The 21,987-nt window shown below is 59.6% G+C and carries 12 protein-coding genes and 1 pseudogene; 6 read left to right on the forward strand and 7 right to left on the reverse strand.

Annotation, left to right across the window (positions count from 1 at the left end):
• Together L9Z73_RS08105 and L9Z73_RS08110 are read right to left on the reverse strand one after the other, a co-directional pair.
• On the reverse strand, nt 1–560 hold a 560-nt coding region (locus tag L9Z73_RS08105; protein ID WP_247398374.1), incomplete at its 3' end, for an SDR family NAD(P)-dependent oxidoreductase.
• A 22-nt stretch (nt 561–582) separates the two neighbouring features.
• The gene (locus tag L9Z73_RS08110; RefSeq protein ID WP_247398378.1) at nt 583–2,232 is read right to left on the reverse strand and encodes an AMP-binding protein; all 1,650 of its coding nucleotides are present in this window, start codon (nt 2,230–2,232) and stop codon (nt 583–585) included.
• Between the two features lie 236 nt (nt 2,233–2,468).
• Here L9Z73_RS08110 and L9Z73_RS08115 point away from each other — a divergent pair, with 236 nt between their 5' ends.
• From L9Z73_RS08115 to L9Z73_RS08135, 5 genes are all read left to right on the forward strand, one after another.
• Nucleotides 2,469–3,362 (forward strand): bestrophin family protein, encoded by an 894-nt coding sequence (locus L9Z73_RS08115; RefSeq protein WP_247398382.1) that lies wholly within the window; start codon nt 2,469–2,471, stop codon nt 3,360–3,362.
• A gap of 76 nt (nt 3,363–3,438) precedes the next feature.
• Complete coding sequence (locus L9Z73_RS08120) at nt 3,439–4,497, forward strand: tetratricopeptide repeat protein (protein WP_247398384.1); 1,059 nt, start codon at nt 3,439–3,441, stop codon at nt 4,495–4,497.
• Nucleotides 4,498–4,638: 141 nt separating this feature from the next.
• Complete coding sequence (locus tag L9Z73_RS08125; protein ID WP_247398387.1) at nt 4,639–6,138, forward strand: ATPase domain-containing protein; 1,500 nt, start codon at nt 4,639–4,641, stop codon at nt 6,136–6,138.
• Nucleotides 6,138–7,829 carry an ATP-binding protein gene (locus L9Z73_RS08130; protein WP_247398390.1) on the forward strand — a complete coding sequence of 564 codons (1,692 nt, stop codon included), beginning with the start codon at nt 6,138–6,140 and terminating at the stop codon, nt 7,827–7,829. The genes L9Z73_RS08125 and L9Z73_RS08130 overlap by 1 nt, the downstream gene beginning before the upstream one ends.
• Before the next feature lie 138 nt (nt 7,830–7,967).
• Nucleotides 7,968–12,728 carry a hypothetical protein gene (locus tag L9Z73_RS08135; RefSeq protein WP_247398392.1) on the forward strand — a complete coding sequence of 1,587 codons (4,761 nt, stop codon included), beginning with the start codon at nt 7,968–7,970 and terminating at the stop codon, nt 12,726–12,728.
• Nucleotides 12,729–12,792: 64 nt separating this feature from the next.
• On the opposite strand, the gene L9Z73_RS08140 is transcribed toward L9Z73_RS08135, so the two are convergent.
• From L9Z73_RS08140 to L9Z73_RS08160, 5 genes are all read right to left on the reverse strand, one after another.
• Complete coding sequence (locus L9Z73_RS08140; protein WP_247398395.1) at nt 12,793–13,170, reverse strand: response regulator; 378 nt, start codon at nt 13,168–13,170, stop codon at nt 12,793–12,795.
• Nucleotides 13,171–13,248: 78 nt separating this feature from the next.
• Nucleotides 13,249–14,442: a hybrid sensor histidine kinase/response regulator gene (locus tag L9Z73_RS08145; protein WP_247398398.1), complete on the reverse strand. Its 1,194-nt coding sequence runs from the start codon at nt 14,440–14,442 to the stop codon at nt 13,249–13,251.
• Nucleotides 14,436–15,035: a chemotaxis protein CheB gene (locus tag L9Z73_RS08150; protein WP_247398400.1), complete on the reverse strand. Its 600-nt coding sequence runs from the start codon at nt 15,033–15,035 to the stop codon at nt 14,436–14,438. Before L9Z73_RS08150 ends, L9Z73_RS08145 begins: the two co-directional genes overlap by 7 nt.
• A complete protein-coding gene (locus L9Z73_RS08155) occupies nt 15,032–15,862 on the reverse strand; it encodes a CheR family methyltransferase (RefSeq protein WP_426099763.1) in 831 nt (276 codons plus the stop codon). Before L9Z73_RS08155 ends, L9Z73_RS08150 begins: the two co-directional genes overlap by 4 nt.
• Nucleotides 15,863–19,360 carry a response regulator gene (locus L9Z73_RS08160; protein ID WP_247398413.1) on the reverse strand — a complete coding sequence of 1,166 codons (3,498 nt, stop codon included), beginning with the start codon at nt 19,358–19,360 and terminating at the stop codon, nt 15,863–15,865.
• Between the two features lie 274 nt (nt 19,361–19,634).
• Between L9Z73_RS08160 and L9Z73_RS08165 the strand changes: the two are divergent.
• Nucleotides 19,635–21,987: pseudogene (locus tag L9Z73_RS08165) on the forward strand (hypothetical protein); the annotation flags it as partial.

Here is a 21,987-nt window from a genome sequence, read left to right on the forward strand (position 1 = left end):
ATCACCCGAATGCCGAAGCGCGCCAGCTCCCGCGCGGCGGGCAGTGTCAGGCTGGCGATCGCACCTTTGGACGCGGCATACGCCGCCTGGCCGACCTGCCCGTCAAACGCCGCCACCGACGCGGTATTGATGATCACGCCGCGCTCACCGTCGGCATCCGCCGGGGTTTCTGCAATGGCCGCAGCGGCCAGGCGCAGCAGGTTGAAGCTGCCGATTAGGTTGACGTTGATCACCTGGGCAAAGCTGGCCAGCGCGTGAGGGCCGTTTTTGCCGAGGATCTTCTCGCCGCGCACCACACCGGCGCAGTTCACCAGCCCGTGCAAGCCACCAAAGGCGGCAACGGTGGCTTGCACGGCGGCTTCGGCAGCGGCTTCCTGGCTGATGTCCGCCACGGCGCTGCGGGCGTTGTCGCCCAGCTGTTTGGCTTTGGCCGCGACCGCGTCGGCATTCATGTCCACCAGCATCACCTTGGCACCGGCAGCGACCAGCATTTCAGCGGTGGCTGCACCGAGGCCCGACGCGCCGCCGCTGACCAGAAAAACCTTGTTTTCAATCTGCATCATTGTTTCCTTGAAAAGTGGATCAGGCCAACGCGGCTTGCGCCTTGGCGATTTCCTGATTACGCAAAATAAAGCGTTGCAGCTTGCCGCTCGGGGTCTTGGGCAAGTCGCTGACAAATTCGATTTCCCGCGGGTAGGCATGCGCGGCGAGGCGCTGGCGTACATGCAGGCGCAGCTCCTCGGCCAGCTCGGGGGTGGCGCGGAACTGCTCGTTGATCACCACGAAGGCTTTCACCAGCTCAGTGCGCTCCGGGTCGGGTTTGCCGACGACCGCCGCTTCCACCACCGCCGGGTGTTCGACCAGCGCACTTTCCACGTCGAACGGGCCGACGCGATAGCCGGAGGTGGTGATCACATCGTCACTGCGTCCGACGAAGCTGATGCTGCCGTCCGGGTTCAGTTCGACGGTATCGCCGCTGAGGTAATACTTGCCGACAAAAGCCTTGGTCCGCGCGCCGTCATAGCCGGCGAACCAGCACATTGGCGATTGCTCGCGGTCGATGGCGAGAATCCCCGGCTGGCCGGCAGGCAACTCCTGGTGATCGTCGTCCAGCACCACGATGCGATGCCCCGGCGAGGCAAAACCCGCCGACCCGACATGCACCGGATGTTCCAGGCCGTGGTGGTTGCACAGCACCATGCCCAGCTCGGTCTGGCCGTAGTGGTCATGGATGGTCACCCCCAGGTTGTCGGCAAACCAGCGGATCACCTCCGGGTTCAGCGGCTCGCCGGCGCTGCTGACGATACGCAGCTTGCCCTTGATCGAGCGGGCGAATTGCTCGCCGCCGGCAATCAACAGGCGATACGCGGTCGGCGAGCCGGCCAGGTTGGTGATCGCGTATTTATTGATGACCCGGCAGGTGCTTTCCAGGGTGAACGGGCCATCGTAGAAGGTAATCGGATGGCCCATGGACAAAGGCCCGGTCACGCCGAAATAGATGCCGTAGGCCCAGCCCGGGTCGGCGACATTCCAGAACGCGTCTTCAGGGCGCAGGTCGATGGCGTCGCGGGTGTAGCTCTGGAACGCAACAATGGCCTTGAGCGGCACCGACAGCGCTTTCGACGGGCCGGTGGTGCCCGAGGTGAACATCAGCAGGAACGGCTCGTCTGCGCCCAGCAGCACCGGCTCGCAGTGGTTGGAGTAATTGGCCAGCTCGGCCCAGAAACTGAAATCACCGCGCACCAGGCCTTCGCCGTTGGTGCCAGTGACCGTCACGATCGTCGGGCAGCCTTCCACTTCGGCGAGTTTGGGCCGGTTCACCGCATCGGTGACCACCACGGCTGCGCCGGAGCTGCTCAGGCGGTGTTCAATGGCCTTGGGGCCGAAGGCCGTAAACAGAGGTTGATAGACGGCGCCGATGCGCCAGGTCGCGAGGACCACCACCAGCAATTCGGCGGTGCGTGGCAACAGGCCGGCCACCTTGTCGCCGCGTTTGACGCCCTGGGCCAGCAGGAAATTGGCGAAGCGCGAAGCCTGGTCCTGCAAGTCGCTGAAGGTGGACGTGGCGCTGCGCCCGTCCTTGCCTTCCCAGAACAGCGCAATGCGCCCTGGCAATGCATGCCGGTCGCAGCATTCCACGCAGGCATTGAGACCCTGCAGGTTTCCGGCCAAGGTGCTGTCGACGGTGTGTTGGTAATCGAACTCGGTAGTGGCAGCCAAATAGTCACGCATCGCTTCAAATCCTTCAGTATTTTTATTTTCAGGACGTTTTTTTGGACAAGAACCGCGGAAATAGTGGCTCTAGAGCGCTGCAGCAGCAATGGTCAAAGCCACCAACATGCCTGACTGGTTTGGCCAATGCCTCTTGATCATAGACCCCGCCGATCAAGCAGTCGGCCCAAGCGATTGGACGCCCCGCACGCCAGCTTCTAACCTGATGGCATGCGCCACCGAAGAAGCCCCTCCCGATGATTGTTCGCCCCAAACCCAACCTCCTGGGCATTCTGTTCTCGCTCAAGGGCTCGATCGCCAAGCGCATCGCCCTGCGCAGCCTGCTGGTCACGTTGCTGGCCTCGGTCATCGTGCTGGTGGAAACCCTGCACCCGGCGTATTTCTCCAAGGTCAATGCCACGCCGTTCACCCTGCTCGGGCTATCGCTGTCGATCTTCATGAGTTTTCGCAACAACGCCTGCTACGACCGCTGGTGGGAAGGCCGCAAGCAACTCGGGCAGATGATCATCGAAGTGCGCTCACTGATCCGTGAAACCCAGGTGCTCAGCGACCCGCTGGAACGGGCCAGCCTACTGCGCGGCCTCTGCGGTTTTGCCCATGGGTTGATCGCGCGTCTGCGCCTGGAAGATGAAGCCCAAGCGCTAAAGCCCTGGATCGAAGTCGACTCAGGCCACCCCAACCTTCCTGACCAGGTACTGCAACAGCTCGGCGCGCGGTTTTCCGGGCTGGCCGAACGGGGCGTGCTCAGTGAATGGCGCTACACCCAACTGGAGACCCGGCTGGTCAGCCTGAGCCAGGTGCAGGCGGCGTGTGAGCGGATCAAAAGCACACCGCTGCCCTTCCCCTACACCCTGCTGCTGCACCGCACCATTTACCTGTTCTGCATCCTGCTGCCGTTTGCCATGGCCGAACCGCTGGGCTGGCTCACGCCGGTGTTCACCGCGATCGTCAGCTACACCTTCTTTGGCCTCGACGAAATCGGCGACGATCTGGAAGATCCCTTCGGCTTCGATGAGAACGACCTGCCCTGCAATGCGATCGTGCGGACGCTGGAACGCGAGATCCTGGCAGCCCTCGGCGAAACGGCCTTGCCGCCGGCTCTGGAGCCGGTGGAATACGTGCTGACCTGATGCGGGTTTGACACTCGCCGTGGTCTGACCGAAGCTGAGGGCTTTGCCCTAGCTGCCTAAGCTCCCGGACGCCTGCATGTCAAAGTCACGCCGTTACTCCATCATCGGCCTGTGCGCCCTGTTGTTGATTGTGCTGATCACCTGGTATTTCTCGCATTCCACCCCGGTGGCCGTGCCGCCCGCGATTGCCCATGGCTACGCGAAAGCCTTGAAACAGGCGCGTAACGGCGAACCGGGCGCCGCCCGCGTGCTGTATCAGCAACTGGCCCGGCCGGACCTTTCCGACGAGCGCCGCGTCGCCTTGCATGCCGAACTGCCCAATTATCCCAGCCCCCAGGCACTGAAGCTCGCCGACAAGGATCTGGCCGATGACTCACCGCAAGTGCGTGAAGCGGCGATTCACAGCATCGTCGGCCTGGTGCCGACGGGCCAGCGCACCCTGTTGCTCGGACCGTTGCTCGACGATCCGCAACAAGACGTGCGCTTTACCGCCGCCAATGCGTTGCTCGGTCTCTCGCCCGACACCCTCGGCCTGTATTTCGGGCCCTTGCAGCAAGTGCTCGATGAGTTTGTGAAGAAGCTCAAGGCGCAACCTGAAACCGCCGAAGGTTGGCTCCAACTGGCGCGCCTGTATATCCACAGCGCGCTGTTGCCGCAGGCACAGAACGCCCTGGAGCAAGCAATGCGCCTGCAGCCGGACAACCTGCAAGCCGTGGTTGCGCAAATCGAACTGCTGGACAAACAGGGCAAGACCGACGAGTCGCGCCAACTGCTGGCCCGCCAGTTGGCGGCGCATCCCGAATCCGCGTACCTGCAACACGCCCTGGGCATGTGGTTGCTGCACCACGGTGAGCGCGCTTACGCGTTGCTCGGCCTGTCGAAGGCGGTGGAGCTGGAACCGAGTAATCAGGATTACCGGTACGACCTGGCCACGACCCTTCACGCCCAGGAGGAACTCGAAGCTGCCCAGCGCCAGTTGGAAGAAATCATCCAGCGCCACCCGGCCAATCGCAAGGCGCGGGTGCTGCTCGTCACCTACTGGACAGAAAGCGGCCAATTGCAGAACGTGCAAGTGCTGCTGGCGCAGTTGGAACAACAAAACCCGGATGATCCGGCGCTGCAGCAGGGGCTGTAGGCCAACGGCAGCACTGGCCCCAGCGCCGACACACGTACAACGCCCGATAAGGTGGAACCCCGCTGATACGCCATGGTCAAGAAGCTATGGCGCGCTCGAACGAGCGCGCACCTCTACTCGTATGTGACCTGAGGGCACTTCTTGTCTACCTCCAACGCGCTATTAACCGAAAAAGCGGCCACTGGCATCGAAGGTCTTGATGACATTCTTTCCGGCGGTCTGTCCCGCAGCCATCTGTTTCTGCTCGAAGGCGAGCCAGGGACCGGCAAAACCACCGTTGCCCTGCACTTCCTGCAGGCGGGTGCAAAGAACGGTGAACGCTCGCTCTATATCACCTTGTCCGAAACCGAGCGTGAATTGCGCGAAGGTGCGATATCCCACGGGTGGGATCTGGATGACAATATCCATATTTTCGAGCTGACCCCGCCGGAAAGCCTGCTCAATGCCGAGCATCAGCAAAGCCTGCTGTACTCTTCCGACCTCGAGTTGGGCGAGGCCACGCGGCAGATCTTTGAAGTGGTGGAACGGGTCAAGCCGACCCGCGTGGTGGTCGACAGCCTCTCCGAGATCCGCCTGCTGGCGCAAAGCTCCCTGCGTTATCGACGGCAGATCCTGGCAATCAAACACTACTTCGTGCGCTACGACGCCACGGTATTGCTGCTCGATGACCTGACCACCGAATCCCTCGACAAAACCGTACACAGCGTGGCCCATGGGGTGATTCGCCTGGAAGAACTGACGCCCAATTACGGTGCAGAACGCCGCCGCGTGCGCGTCGTGAAGTACCGTGGCCAAAAGTACCGGGGCGGCTTCCACGACTTCACCATCATGGGCGATGGCGTGCATGTCTTCCCGCGCCTGGTGGCGGCCGAACATCGCGGCGGCTACGTGCGCGAGACCCTGAGCAGCGGCATTCGCGAAATGGATGCCTTGATGGGGGGCGGAGTCGAGACCGGTTCCAGCAGCCTTATCCTCGGCCCGGCGGGCACCGGCAAGTCGCTGATCTCGATGGTGTTTGCCGCCGCCGCTGTGGCGCGGGGCGAAAAAGCCGCACTGTTCATCTTTGATGAGGAACTGGGCCTGCTCTTCGAGCGCATGAAAAACATGGGCATCGACCTCGCCACGCTGCAAGCCACCGGCAACCTGCTGATCGAACAAGTCGACGCGGCCGAGTTGACTCCCGGCGAGTTCTCACACCGCGTGCGGCGCTGCGTGGATGAGGGCGGGATCAAGACCGTGGTCATCGACAGCATCAACGGCTATCAGGCCGCAATGCCGGAAGAAAATGCGCTGATCCTGCATATGCACGAACTGCTGCTGTATCTCAACCGCCGTGGCGCCGCCACCTTCATGACGGTCGCCCAGCACGGCCTGGTCGGTGACATGCAAGCGCCCGTCGACATTACCTACCTTGCCGACACGGTCATTCTGCTGCGCTATTTCGAAGCGCTGGGCAAGGTGCGCCGCGCCATTTCCATCATCAAGAAACGCACCGGCCCCCATGAGTCGACCATTCGCGAATACCGGATCAGCAGCCAGGGCATGACCGTCGGCGAGCCGCTCGATAACTTTCAGGGCGTACTGCGCGGTATCCCGACGTACATGGGCGCCGGCTCGCCTCTGCTCAAGGATGAGGGCTAGTGACGGGTTTATCTCCACTCTCCGAGCGTGCAATCGTACTTGCGCCGATGGGCCGTGACGGCGCGTTGGCGTTGATGATGCTCAACGAGGCCGGTTACAGCGGCATGATCGCCACTAGCCTGACGGCCTTGTGCGGCGCACTGGAAGACGGTGCCGGCCTGCTGATTATTGCGGCCGAAGCCTTGCGCGGCGTGGACCTGGAGCCGCTGCTCGAACGTTTGCACCAGCAGCCTGCGTGGTCGGATTTGCCCATCGTGTTGATGACCCATCACGGCGGCAACGAGCAGAACGGCTCCTCGCACCTGAGCGGGTTATTGGGCAACGTCACCTTCCTCGAGCGGCCTTTCCATCCCGTGACGTTGATCAGCCTGGTCAGTGCCGCACTGCGCGGTCGGCGCCGGCAATACGATGCACGCGACCGGCTGATCGACTTGAGCGAAAGCGAACTGCGCTTGCAGCGCACGCTGGAGACCCTTGAGCAGCAAGTGGAAGAACGCACGGCGCAGTTGCGCAGCAATGAAGACGCGCTGCGCCAATCACAGAAAATGGAGGCCGTCGGCCAGTTGACGGGCGGCATCGCCCATGACTTCAACAACATGCTCACCGGGATAATCGGCAGCCTGGAGTTACTGCGAAGGCGCGTCTCGCGCGGCAAGCTGGACGACCTGGACAGCTTGATCGACCTGGGCGTCACCTCCGCCAACCGTGCCGCCGGCCTTACCCACCGCCTACTCGCGTTCTCCCGCCGGCAATCGCTGGATTCAAAACCCGTCGAGATCAACCAACTGGTGACCTCCATGGGCGAACTGTTGCAACGCAGTATCAATGAAAGCATTGCGCTGGATATGCGCCTCGGCGAACCGCTCTGGACCGCCGAGGCCGACCGCAACCAACTGGAAAGCGCCCTGCTCAACCTGGTGATCAACGCGCGCGATGCGATGCCCAACGGCGGCAATCTCACCGTGGAAACCAGCAACCGCCATCTCGACAGCGTGTTCACCGCCGCCTACGGCACCTTGCAACCCGGTGACTACGTTGAATTAAGCGTCAGCGACACCGGCTGCGGTATCCCGGAAAGCGTCATGGGTCGCGTCTTTGACCCTTTCTTTACCACCAAGCCGATCGGCCAGGGCACCGGCCTCGGCCTGTCGATGATTTACGGCTTTGCACGGCAATCCGGTGGCCACGTGACGATCCACAGCGAAGTCGAAAAAGGCACCACGGTCAGCCTGTTTCTGCCACGTTTCGTCGGCGAAATGGTGGTGGCCGAAGCGGTAAACCCCGCCCTGCTGCCATTTGCCGATGCCGGCGAAACGGTGCTGATCGTGGAGGATGACCCTGCGGTCAGGGTATTGGTCAGCGCCGTGCTGAAGGAGCTGGGCTACGCCTATGTCGAAGCCGGCGATGCCAACACGGCCGTGCCGATCATCGAGTCCGACCAGCGCATTGACCTGATGATCAGTGACGTCGGTCTGCCGGGTATGAACGGCCGGCAACTGGCGGAAATCGGGCGGCAGATTCGGCCGGAACTCAAGGTGCTATTTATCACCGGTTATGCCGAACACGCGGCCGTGCGCGGCGGTTTTCTGGACCCTGGGATGCAGTTGATTACCAAGCCGTTTACGTTTGATTTATTGACGGCAAAGGTCAGAGAAATGATCCGTTCAGACGCTGCAACGGCGAATCTATAGGCGCCAAGAGGTAACAACAGGCAATAAAGCCACGACTCGAAAATGGAATCAGCCGAGGGGCTTCGGTACGAAGGATTACCACTGGGACTCGGAATTTGCACCCAGTGGACTTCAATCCTGATGATAGAGCCGTAGCCTATGACGATTTCCAGCAGCCTCCTGCACACCCCCCTGCCTCCTCCCGTTGCCGCCGACGCGCTCGAACCCGCTGCGCGGGGGCATGTGGAGTCTGGTCACGAAAGCGCCCCCCTCATTGCCACTGGCGATTCCCCGAGGGCCAGCGGCGGCAGCGAGTTGGCGCAAAACTATGGCAAGGCGTTGCTGGGCTTCACCGGTGTTCCCACCAACGACAACGCCATCTTGGTGGATATTCCACCAGACTCAACATTTGGCCAATGGTGGAAGCTGTTGGGCGAGGCCACTCAGTCCCCCGAGTTCCTTGACTGGCGGCGCCATGTCAGAGCCCAATCTGGGTCGATCAAAATCCTGCCGCAAAGCGGTCAAGTCACCTACCGTGTGACCCCGGATGTTTCGCTCGATGCGCCATTACAGATGCGTGCAAGCGAGGACAAGCACTGGTCGGCGGTGCGAGGGCCGTTAATGGATGCCGGACGGGTCATATCCGGCAGGAATAGGCCGTTCCCGCTCCCTTCGCCCGAGAGCGCCAACCGCGCGCCGGCCTGGCTGGTTGGGCAGTTCTACCAAGAGCCGACGCGAATCGCGCCTTCTGAATTCCAGCAACGCGCCACCGAACTAGAGCGCGATAAAACCTTTGCACAGCTTGATACGGCGGTGTTCCCTGACATCCATGACGAGCGCAGCGAGCACGCACTCGACAATCAGAAGACGCTGCTGGGGAATATCAATAACCGACATCAAGCCGCTGTGCTGTTAAAGCATCTGAGGACAGCGCTTGCCTCAGGCGCCCTTGCGTCGTCGCAGATCCCCGAGTATCTGCGGGAAAACACCTTCGAGCTGAACCCCCATTCCTCATATCAACAGGACCAAGGCTTGCAGGAAGGAGGCGTCGTCAGCCTGGCTGACTTTTTTGAACACCACGCCTTTGATAAACCCGGCACTGCGCGAGAAGTGGAGAACCTCAGGCTATTGCTCCTAACCCCCACACCGCGAGGTCCCACCCATGGCAACTACGGCGGCGCGCTGTCCTGGCCGCAGCCGATTGACACGGACACCCAGCGCCAACTACTGGCATTCTTGCAGCACGGCAATGTTGGCGATCTGAACCTGGGATCCAACCGCAATGTGCTGGAAGCGTTGATGCAAGGTGTGGTGATCGAAGCCAACGAGTTTCGCAATCCGCGGCAACTGCTCGATCGACTCATCCAATCGCCCAAGGGCCAGGCGCTGGGGGCGGCCATCCAGGCCAAGTTCAACACACTGTCAGTCAAAGGCAGCGTCAATGACTGGTTAATGGCTGCCTTGAACCTGAATTACACCGATGCATTTACCCGGGCGACCTTGCCCCAGAAGCATATTTCAGGCTTTGACCTGGCCGGCCAGCAGCTTAAAGGCAAGCCTTTGTCAGAGACGGCCGAGCGCGTGGCCAACCATTTGTACTTCATCACAAAAGAGGCTTCGTCACCGGAAAAATCCATTATCCAGACCAACCTGAAACTGGCATCCAAGGCGCCGGAGTTGCTGGTAAAGGATATCCCTGCCATGGTCACTCATGGCTCCCCTGCCCACGTCAGCTTGAGTACGGCGGTGGCCCGCATTGAGGCAGAGACCCCGGGCCGGGCATCAATGATGACTTACGGGGAAGTCATGTTGTACGCCGATATCGCCCCGGTTTCCCATGCTCAGCGTCAGATCGAATATGTCGCTCAGCATGACGCCCTGAAGGAATGGGGCCTGACCAACGGTATCGTCACGAGTGTGGCGTCGCCTGCAGATATGCAAACCATCACCGATGCCTTTAACCAACAGGTCGGCGAACTGAGAGCCGCGTCCGAAGCACAGCGCACACCTGCGCCTGCATCTCGCAAAGAGATGGCCCTGGCCGAATTGCGCAAGACGTTGGGCAATGACGCACGCCTGGAACTGAAGTGCATCGTACTGAGCACCTACGACAAAGATCGACCAGGGCCTTACTCGATATTGGACTTATACATGGAGAACATGCTGCACAACCCGCCCAAGGTGCCCTACCACCCTGCCAGGCGCAACGGCGCCTCACAACCCCCCAACCAGTGGGTGATTGAGCCCTACACAGCACCACGCAGAGGCCCTGGACGCTCTGCCGCCAACACGCCCAATTTCACCCTCGAGGAAGTCTTGAGCAAGACCCAGTCGCTGAAGAATATCAGCAGGGAATTCGTGAGTGAGTTCAAACAGTTTGGCCGCGCCCTGGACAGCAGCGTCGCCACGCAGGTCAAGCACTTGATCGCCCAGTTGCCGCTGGAAGACCGACAGAATATCGAATACGGGAGCCTCTCGATCTTCACCGAGTTCAAGGGCGAACATCAGGCCAGCGGTATCGTCCGGGTACCGGCTGCCGAAGGTAACCCTGTGCTATTGAAAGTGATGCGCGACGGGATTGCCCACACCTATGAACTGAATGTCCAAAAGAACACGCTCACCAAACGCCGGGATCTCGGCGATTTCCAACCCGGTTATCAGCCTGGGTTTCATATAGAAGACGGAAAACCGCGTGATAACAGGACGCCTTACACGGACATGGTCCCGGTCACACTGTCCATCCCCGATGAAGGTAGCCCGCTTGTACGGCAACAGCTCGTACAAGAAAAAACCGACACAGGGGGGCCGTTGAATAGTTTCTCCAGCGCCAGAAGCGTGGCCATCGGTGCCACGGTGGCCAAGGTCAGCAGTGTATGGGGAGCGCTGGAAGCCGAGGCTCAAGGGGTCACGACGGTTGAGTCCGAGGTTCCCTTCTACAGGAAGTTGAACACGGTTCTGCTTAACTTGATCCCACTGCGCTCGGCGATCAAAAACTTTACAGATGGCAATATCGGCGACGGCATTGTTGACCTGTCACTCGACGTATTTGGCGTCATGACGGCCGGGGCGGCGACCGTGGGCAAAGCAGCGAAAGTGGTAACCAGCACCCTCTCTGCGGGTAGCAAGGCCTTGCGCATAGGAAAAACCCTCGGGCTTGGGGCAATCAGCCTGGTCAACCCGCTGGACGGTGCGGCGGATTTGCTGCGCGCTACAGGTCGCGGCGTGGCAAGTGCAGGCAAACGTGTCATCAGCGACGCGATTCAAGACATCCGGCAACTGCGAGGCACGCACACTGGCTACGACTTGGTCGCCGCAAGCAAACAGTACGACGCCGCCGCGATGGGCACCTTCAAGACTTCCGGCGAGACGCAGCAAGGTGCCGCGGTACTCCAGGAAGGTAAATGGTATGCCTTTGATACTGCGACCCAGCGCCCGTTCGGCAAGGCACTGGACGATTTCCAAGCCTCCATTCGAGGCGGCACTCCGGCGCTTCGTGCGTGGCAAAACGTGCTGACGCCTCCCTCACCGGCGTCGATTCAAATCCGCAAAGATTGGGGAACGTTACTTGATCGTCACCAACGAGATGGGATGCCCAGCGCAGCCTTTAAGAATGGCTATGAAGAGGGCGCGCCGGAACGGATCAAAGGCTATGTCAAGGGCATGAAATCAGAAGACGTGATGAAGCTAGCACTACGTCCGGACCGAACCGCAAGAGAGGTGGGCACATTAGTCCGGCAGCAGGAAAGGCTGGCTGTGCAGCACGGGCTCAACGGCACACAGCATTTCAACGCCCACGTAAATACTGTCGGAGGAACGTTCACCCCCGTACCTCAGGCCTTCTACCTTAGCCAGGTCAACCGTCTTTCCGAGGGCCAGTGCGCCGCCCTTGCTCGTACCTTCGCGTCAGCCAAGGCTCAAGGAAAAGAGCGGGTGTTCATCGACAACCTGTACATCGCCGCCGCTAATCCACGGAGCGAGGCGGCGCGAGTATTTACTCGCACATTAGGTGAGGTGCAAAAAAGCATCAGCACACCGACGATGTTTCACGCCGGGAATCCGCAGCGCCAGGTAACGTATCAGGACATGATTACTGAACTGGCCAACGCACCGGGCGGCAAGACAGTGATGATCGACTCCCCTGGCCATGCAATGCTGGCAGGGTCCGTGCCGGATGGCGACGCTAAGAAGTTCTTTTTTTACGACCCAAATTTTGGAGTGGCCGAGTTCTCAAGCGAGGCCATGATGAAGCGTGGCCTCGAAAAAATATTCAATGATAAGAAGCTGCCGGTCCAATACAAAACTTATAGCAATGACCCCAAAAAACTTGAATTCAAGATCAGTGACCATAACGAGTCGTGGATAGGCACCGCGAGTCTTCATGACAGACCTATCAAACGGCTTTATGAAGACCCTATCCCGACGACTACCACTAACGTGAAGCCCCCCGCTCAGACCCACTACGTCCATATGTCGGAGTATACGGACGTCACCGTCACTGATCCGACGTCAATCATCAGCACCCGAGGTATTGGTGACTGTTCGACACTGGCAGTGCTTACCGACTTGAACGACGGTGTCTACCGGAAACGAACATTGATGCACTTCCCTGGCGGCACGCCGACGACTGAACAACATAGGGTGCTTAAACAACTGGAGGGGAAATTGGATCAGGGAAGCAAAGTGATTTATGTGGGCGGCGATAATGTCCGGAGCATCCCGGGATTAGGCATCGCACTGAAGCAAAGTCACGCCAGTGAACAAGTGGTGTTCAATATCGCAAACAAATACCCGGCCTCCACTACGATCGCAACGGCCAACCGCATTGACATAAAACCCGATGGATCATTTGAGCTCTTCGAGGGGAATAACCCAGCTCGGGTACTTGATCCGCAAGCAAAGGCCGAGGTGCTTGCCTGGTAACCCTGACTTCTCGCCGGTCAGGAGCGTCAGAGCCTATTCGAGGGTTGACTGACACACGGACGTGTCACACCAACAAGCGCTGGATATGCTCTTGCAGCGTATCCAGGTCAAACGGCTTGGCCAGGATCGGCGCCTTGCGTGTGATCGGGCTGTTGCAGTCGAGGATTTCCTGAGGATATCCGCTGATAAAAATCACTTTCAGTTCCGGGCGCAACTTGATCGCCGGCTCGGCGATCTGCACACCTGTGACGCCGCCAGGCAGGCGATAGTCAGTCACCATCAGGTCCAGGTGCGGTTTACTGGCGAGGATTTCAAACGCCTCCTCCCCATTGATCGCCTTCAATACCCGATAGCCCAGGCCTTTGAGGTATTCGTCCAGCACAAACATAATGGATTCGTCGTCCTCGACGATCAGAACAACGTCTTGTGCATCTTCACTCATGGGAAGCCTTTGTCCGGTCAATTGCTGCAATTACGACCATGCAGTCATGTAGAGGTTGCGTCGAAGTGACGATTGTTTTCACAGCGACGCTTCCAGAGGCAGGCACACCCGGAACAACGCGCCCTCGCCTATCTGGCTCTCCACCTCGATGGTGCCGCTATGGGCCGCGACGATCTGCTCGGAAATAAACAGCCCCAGGCCCAGGCCTGCGGCAACATGGCTGGCGGACACCCGCTCGAACTGCTGGAAAATCCGCTTCTGGTTGTCTGCGCTGATGCCGATGCCGTGGTCTCGAACCTCGATCCGTGCCATGCCCTGTTCACTATACACCCGCACTTCCACCGGGCTCTTGGTGCCATAGCGCAAGGCGTTGGTCAGCAGGTTGGACACGACCTGCTCGATGCGAAACTCATCCCAGCTACCTTCCACCGGGCCTTGGGCCTCCAACTGTATGGACGACTCGGCGGCGGCCACTTGCGGCGCGAAGTTTTCCAGCAGGTTGCGCACCAATTGCGTGAGGTCAAAGCGTGCCGGACGAATCGACAGTTTGCCGGTGCGGATGCGCGAGACGTCGAGCATGTCTTCGATCAGGCGGATAAGGCTATGGATCTGCCGCTCATCACGGTCGACCATGGCGTGCATCTTGTCCAGGGTAAACGCTGCGGCGTTGTCCCGGGCCAGGTGCATTTTGCGCAACTGGGTTTCGAGGATCAGCCCATTGAGCGGCGTGCGCACTTCGTGGGCGACGATCGACATGAAGTCATCGCGCATGCGTACCGCCTGCTCCAGCTCAGCCTGAGTGGCCTGCAGGCGTGCCAGCAGCAGCTCCTGTTCGCGACGGCTGTGCTCCAGCGCTTCCACCTGCAGCTTCATCGCCTTGCTTTGGCGGTACAGGTCGACGAACACATTGACCTTGCTCTTCACCGCATGGATATCCAGCGGCTTGTGCAGGAAGTCCACGGCGCCGCTTTCGTAGCCCTTGAAGGCATAGTTGAGTTCGCGGCCGGCGGCGCTGACGAACACAATCGGAATGTTCTTGGTTTTTTCGGTGCCGCGCATCAACTCGGCCAGCTCGAAACCGTTCATGCCGGGCATCTGCACATCGAGAATCGCCATGGCGAACTCGTGCTCCAGCAACAGGGACAAGGCCTCGTCGGCGCTCAATGCCTTGAAGACTTGACGGTCCTCGCGCTTGATCAGCGCTTCGAGGGCCAGCAGGTTTTCCGGCAGATCATCGACGATCAGCAGTTTGGCCTGGACAGTACTTAACATGGGGAAGATTCCAGGGAAGCCAGCAATGAGCCAATCCGGCTCAAGCTCAGAATATGATCAGGAGAGTGTAAGGCCAGGGCCGCCAGGGGCATCACGGCAATCCGGGCGTCCTTGGGGTCCTGGACCACGGTGGTGGCGCCGGATTGCTTGGCGTGGGCCAGCCCTTGGGCGCCATCCTGGTTGGCGCCGGTCAGCAAAATCGCCAGCAAGCCCTGGCCATAGGCATCTGCGGCCGAAGCGAACAGGTAATCGATGGCGGGCCGGGAGTGGTGTACCCGGTCTTCCTGGCTCAAAGACAGGCTGCGGTCATGCTCCACCGACAGGTGATAACCGGGGCTGGCGAAGTACAAGGTGCCCGGTTGGATCACTTCCTTGTCCTGCCCTTCGCGTACCGGAATCCGCAAACGCCGCGCAAACACTTCTGCCAACTGGCTACGGCGCTGGTCCGGCAGGTGCAGCACGGCAATGATCGGTAGGCTGAAGGTCTCCGGCAGATCGCCAAAAATACTCAGCAACGCCTCAACGCCGCCGGCGGACGCGCCGACGACGATGGCTTCAATCCCACAAATCGGGTTGGCGGCAGCGTCGTTCATGATTTTCGGTAGATCCGTTCCTGTTTGACCAAGGGCTCGAATTGCGTGCTGTAGGCGGAAAAATCCACGGTTTCCTTGCTGCCAAGCACAAGAAAACCACGATGACACAACGACTCATGAAATAATCCAAAGGCCCTATCTTGCAACTTTTTATTGAAGTAAATCAGTACATTGCGACACGAAATTAATTGAGTTTCTGAGAATACACTGTCAGTTGCCAGGCTGTGGTCGGCGAACGTGACATTTTCGCGCAACGTCTTGTCGAAGATCGCGTAATCGTAAGCTGCCGTGTAGTAGTCGGCAAATGAACGCTGCCCGCCGGCTTGCTGGTAGTTGGCGGTATAGGCTCGCACATTCTCCAGGGAGAAGATCCCCTGCTTGGCTTTATCCAGCGACGCAGGATTGATGTCCGTGGCGTAGATGATGGTGCGTTCCAGTAGCCCTTCTTCGCGCAGCAGAATCGCCATGGAGTACACCTCCTCACCCGTGCTGCAACCGGCGATCCAGATCTTGATCGACGGGTAAGTCTTGAGCAGCGGCACCACTTCCTGGCGGATCGCGAGGAAGTGCGACGGGTCGCGAAACATCTCGCTGACCGGGATCGTCAAAAACTGCAGCAACTGCATGAACGCCGCCGGGTCGTGCAGCACGCGCTCCTGCAGCGCCGAAATCGTCGCGCAGTCAAACTGGCGCAGGGCATGGGCCACACGGCGTTTGACCGACGCCCCGGAGTAGTCGCGAAAGTCATAGCTGTACTTGAGGTAGATCGCCTCAATCAGCAAGCGCAGTTCAATATCACTGCTTTTTTCCAAAAAACTGCGCTCCACTTAAATACGTTCCATCTTCGGTAGCCATACGCGAATCAGCGAGAACAGGCGATCCAGATCAATTGGCTTGGCCAGGTAATCGTTGGAGCCGGCCGCGAGGCAACGCTCCTGATCGTCCTTCATCGCCTTGGCCGTCACTGCGATGATCGGCAGCTTCTTCCAGCGTGGGTCCTGGCGGATCAAGGCGGTGGCCTCGTAACCGTCCATTTCCGGCATCATCACGTCCATCAGCACCAGGTCGATATCGTCGATTTCATTGAGTCTGGCGATGGCTTCATGGCCGTTACGCCCGATCACCACCACGGCGCCTTTGTGCTCCAGGGCGCTGGTCAGGGCGAAGATGTTGCGCACATCGTCGTCCACCAACAGGATCTTGCGCCCTTCGAAGACCTTGTCGCGGCTGCGCGCAGTCTTGAGCATCTTCTGGCGCTCATGGGACAACTGCGATTCGATTTTGTGCAAAAAGAGTGTGACTTCGTCGAGCAGGCGCTCCGGCGAACGGGCGCCCTTGATGATGATCGAGCGTGAATACTTGCGCAGCTCGGCCTCTTCGTCGCGGGTCAGGTTGCGCCCGGTGTAGACGATCACCGGCGGGAACGAGCAGATATCCTCGGTGGCCATGCGCTTGAGCAGCTCGTTGCCGAGCATGTCCGGTAACTTGAGGTCGATGATCATGCAGTCGTAGATGTTTGTGCGCAGCAGATCGAGGGCTTCCTGGGCAAAGCCGACGGCGGTGATCTCGATGTCATCGTCGCCGATCAGGCGGGCAATGCTCTCACGCTGCAGGTCATCGTCTTCTACCAGCAGGATGCGCTTGACCTTCTGGGTCAGTTTGGCTTCCAGGCGCGCAAACACGTCCTTGAGTTCTTCGCGGGTGGTAGGTTTCACCGCGTAACCGATGGCGCCCATGTGCATGGCAGCTTCGACGCGGTCTTCCACGGAAATCACATGCACGGGGATGTGGCGGGTATTGGCGTGTTCCTTGAGGCGTTGCAGCACCGTCAGCCCGGAATGATCCGGCAAACGCATGTCGAGCAAAATGGCGTCGGGGATGTATTCCTCGGCCAGGCTGTAACCCTCATCCGCGCCATGGGCCACCAGGCAGTGGTAGCCCAGCTCATGGGCGAGGTCGAACAGGATGCGCGCAAAATTCGGTTCGTCTTCCACCACCAGGATGCAACGCGTGGTGAACGGCGCTTTTTCGCGGTCGTCGGCAAACTGCGGGATCTGTGTGGCATCGGCCACCGGCAGCGGCGAGACAGCGATGGGCTTGGGCGCCGGGGCGGCAACGACCTGGCGCGGTTGTTCGGCCGGTGCAGCGTCTTCATCGCGTTCGACGTACTGCTCCGGGACGACCAGGGTGAAAATGCTGCCCTGGCCGGGTTCGCTGGTGACGCTGATATAGCCGCCGAGCAACGCGGCCAGGTCACGGGAGATCGACAACCCAAGGCCGGTGCCGCCGTAACGGCGATTGGTGGTGCCGTCGGCCTGGCGGAAGGCTTCGAAGATGCTTTCCTGCTGATCCGGGGCGATACCTATCCCGGAATCGCGCACGGTAAAGGCAATGCCCTCACCCGGTGCGCGGGACACCGACAGGCTGACCTGGCCCTGCTCAGTGAACTTGACCGCGTTGGACAGCAGGTTCTTGAGAATCTGCTCCAGGCGCTGGCGGTCGGTAAAGAGCAGGGTCGGCGTACCTTCCTGCACCTCCACCTGGAACCCCAGCTTGCGGTCGGCCGCCAGCGGCTCGAACATCCCGCGCAGGCCGTCGACCAGGCGCGCCACGCTGGAGTTTTCCGGGCGCATTTCCAGCTTGCCGGCTTCGACCTTGGAGATATCCAGGATGTCGTTGATCAGGTTGAGCAGGTCATTGCCGGCGGAATAGATCGATTCGGCAAACTTGACTTGCTCGGCGCTGAGGTTTTCCTGGGGGTTCTCCGCCAGCAACTTGGCCAGGATCAGCGAACTGTTCAGCGGCGTGCGCAGTTCGTGGGACATGTTGGCGAGGAATTCGGATTTGTACTTGCTGGAGCGCTGCAACTCTTCGGCGCGGTCTTCCAGTTCGAGCTGAGCCTGGTTGAGCTCGACGTTCTTGCGGTCCATGGCATCGCGCTGCTCGACCAGGGTCTGGGCCTGCTCGGCCAATTGCTCGTTCGTCTGCTCGAGTTCCGCCTGTTGCGTTTCCAGGTGGGTCTGGGACTCCTTGAGGATGCGCGATTGCTCTTCCAGTTCTTCGTTGGCGGTTTTGAGTTCTTCCTGCTGCACTTGCAGCTCTTCATTGAGCTGTTGGGTCTCGGCCAGAACTTCCTGCAGGCGCTGGCGATAGCGGGCGGCCTCGATGGAGGTACCGATATTGCCGGCGATGAGTTCCAGCAACTCGACATCACGGTCTTCCAACGGGCGCAGGAAGCCCAGTTCGACCACGCCGTTGACCCGGTCGTCATCACTGGTGGGCATCACCAGTACGCTTCGCGTCGGCCCCTCACCCAGGCCGGAACTGACCTTGAAGTAGTCGACAGGCACATCGTCCAGGCGAATCAGGCGATCGAGCTGGGCGGCCTGCCCAACGATGCCTTCGTCGCTATAGATCGCCTGCTCCTGCTGCTCCTGTTCGCGGGAGAAACCATAGGTGGCAACGCGCTTGAGGCCGCCGTGTTCTTCACGCACATACAGCGCCGCGACCGCCGAGCCCATGTACTGGGCAAAGAACTGCAGGATATTGCGCCCCAACAGGTTCAGGGTCAGTTGACCGAGCACCTGCTCGGCCAATTCAGTCTGGCCATTGCGCAGCCAGGCTTGCTGTTCCAGGCGTCGCGCAATCTTCTCTTGTGACGCGAGGTTTTCGCTATAACTATTTGATAGAGAAAGTAAATTTTTACGGCCAATGTAGGCCAGGAAGCCACTCAACCCCAGCACGAACACCAAGTACAGGGTGACGCTGATGACGGTAGTACGAGTGACTTCTGCGTTGCGCGCGATCCGGAACTGTTGCTCCATCGCCACCGCTTCGTCGTATTCCTTACGAATCTCATCCGTCAGGCGTTTGCCCCGGCCAGCCTTCACCGCGCTGCGGTAATCACCGCTCTCGCGCTGCATATCAATCATCGACTGGGCGTATTTGTTCCACTCGATTTGCAGGGCTTCCAGGCGCTTGAGGCGGTCCACCTGCTGGGGGTTGTCCGCTACCAGCTCCTGCAAATTGCGCAAATCGGCAATGATCCGCGGCTTGGCCACTTCATATGGGTCGAGAAAATGCTCGTCGCCCGTGATCAGGAAGCCGCGCATGCCGGTTTCCAGATCAACCGTCAGCTTGGACGTTTCATTGAGGTTATTGATGACCCGGTCGGTGTGCTCTACCCATTGGATCACCGACAACAAATAAGTGATCAGGCACACGAAAAACACCGCGCTGAGAACGCCCACACCGAGGGGCAGTGCCACGTTGCGGCTCAACAGTGCACGAAAACTCTTTTCATCGACGGACGACGAGGGGGTCATGGGCATACCTTGGCCAAATACGGAAAAACCCGGAGTTTGCCCCAAAGTTGCCGTTGAACGCTATTTTTCTGCCATGAACGGGTGCAATCCGAAAAAAAATGCAGCAAAAGTGCCCTGAGCACCGTGCAACTTCCGTCGTCGTTTCAGTTGCTCACACTCTGCGCGCCCTGATCCGGAACCTGGGTGGTCAGGTTTCACACAGAAGAAAGCGTCTTGGGAAAAGGGAAGCTCCGCGAAAAAGACGTTCACCTTCTTTTCAAAAAACGGTGCTCGCATGACTATTTCTTCTTTGCAAACCCGACCCAGCGCTTCATTGATATCCCTTTTCGCGCAAACGCCAGAACCTGTCGATACCCGGCCTGCCATGACGCTCACATCCGGCCACGACTCACCGGTGCCAACACTGCCGCCAGCCAGCGTCACCGTCGAGCAAAGCTCCAGCCTCAAGGCGAAGCTGGGGCATCATCACAACTTCAAAACACTCGGAGACAAACTTAACGAAATCGCCCGGCGGCTAGGGCCTGATGCCTCCCCTTCGGCGGTGCTGGCGGCCCTCAAGACAACACCGATGGACGTTCACCCCGACTCGGTTTATTACGCAGAAGTCGGCAGCAGCACCACATTGGAGACCTTCATCAATCGCCAGGGGGGACTGCTTTTACCCTATAGCCATTTTTCCCTGACCGGTCTCTCGGACGCCGCGACCAACCAATCCAAGGCACACCCCTTGGGTAATCTGGGCGGCGCCCTCAGTTGGCCGGTCCCCCTGAGCACCGACGTGCAACAACGCTTGCGTGCCAGTACCCAGAATTACACGGCCCCCCTTGGGCAAAAACAGCCGCTCAAGCAAACCACAGGCGGGATAATGGAGTTCTTGCGGCATCGAACCACTCTCCCCCCAGAAGCGCTGACGACCCCAGCCGCGACGTTGAACGCCCTCATCGATTCGCCAGAGGCACAATCGTTGGGCCGCGCGCTTCAGGAACAGATGCAGGGTATTGCAACCGATAGCAGCACGCTCGACTACCTCCTCGCGGCCGTGATACTGCAACTGGACCCAGAGTCCATCGCCGCCCCCCAACGCAACAGCGTTGCCGGTTTTGACCTGGCCGACGAAAAACTCAAGGGCAAGTCAGCCGCCGAGATAGTCGATGCGCTGGGTCAACACTTGGTCGCGCAAGGTAAAACCAGTCCTGAACTGGCAGGCGCAGCCGCCCACCTGCTACTGGCTGGTCGTGCGCCAGTATTCCTGATCAAGGACATTCCAAACAGCGTGACCTATGGCAGTCCGGCCTGGGTCAATCTCGCGGTGGCCGCGACGACAATCGACACCAGCACACCCGGCCGGGTCGCCAACATGACCTTCGCCGAGGTCATGCTGGAGGCCGAACACGCAAGCGGCGCAGACGAGAACGTGACGGACGCCGCGCAGCGTAACGCCTTGACCGACTGGGGCGTGACCAATGGCATGCTGGAAAAAAAAGCCGACCACCTATACACCTCCGACGACTTGAACGACCTGGTGACCCGTTTCAATGAGCGCCGATCGTTGATGTCGTCAGCGTCAGAGGCATTCGACAAAGACATCCCGTCGCGCAAAGAGTTGGCATTGGCCGAGTTGCGAAAGCGCTTTCCCGATCAGGAAGCGCTGTTTGAAGAAAAACTGATTCATGTGAGCCGCGTCCCCGGTGGCGATATCCGCCGCAGCAACCTGATAGTGGGCCCCCATTCGCTATTGGATATCGCCATGATGGACGTGGGACCCGACGCGGTTTACAGCACTCGCGACAGCCGCGTGCCTCTGGCGGCATTGAACGCCAAACCCAGCTTTGGTGTGGCGGAGGCGTTCAAGTCGCAATTCAACAGCGTCATTGAGGAAAAAAAGAGCGCGATCAACACCTATGTAAAGCACTTGATCGGCCAATTACCTGCCGACGACCGAAAGAACTTTGAAGAGGGCAAGGTTAGTTTTTTTCAAAACCACTCCCATAAACTGGGACTGGGCTTGTTTAACGACAAAACGGAGCTACCAAAAGGCGAACAATTGTTGGTAAGGATTGAGCGCGACGGGGTGACCAGCGCGTATGAAATCAACTTCAACGCCGGCGCTATCCGCAGTATTCCGCAGTGGCAAGCAACACCTGACACTTCAAGGACTGCGAATATCGTCTACGAAACAAAAGAGTTCTCGCCCAGCGCTGGTCAATCCCTACTCAGCACTGAACAGACCGCGTCTGGCCAATCACCCACCGACACCTTTGCCTCGCCGCGCGTTCACCTGATCGCCGACGCCTTTGTTGAGCATCTCAATCTCGATGATCCCGCGATCAAGCAACAGGCGCGCGGCCTCACCACGGACGACAAAAACCGGAACAGGGCCGAGACGGTTGAGAACTTCCTGTTAGACCTGATCCCTTTGCGCTCGTCTATCAACCATTTCCGCAACGGCCATGTTGTTGACGGCTTGATCGATCTCAGCCTGGACGCATTCGGTTTCGTGACCGCAGGTGCAGGTGCGGCTGGAAAGGTGGTCAAGATCGCGGGCGCCGCCGCTTCGACGGCAACCAGGGTGGCACGGTCGGCCAAAGTCATCGGCATGGCCACTGTCGGCGCGCTCAACCCGTTGG

The sequence above is a fragment of the Pseudomonas emilianonis genome, assembly GCF_023072625.1.
GTDB lineage: Bacteria > Pseudomonadota > Gammaproteobacteria > Pseudomonadales > Pseudomonadaceae > Aquipseudomonas > Aquipseudomonas paraveronii.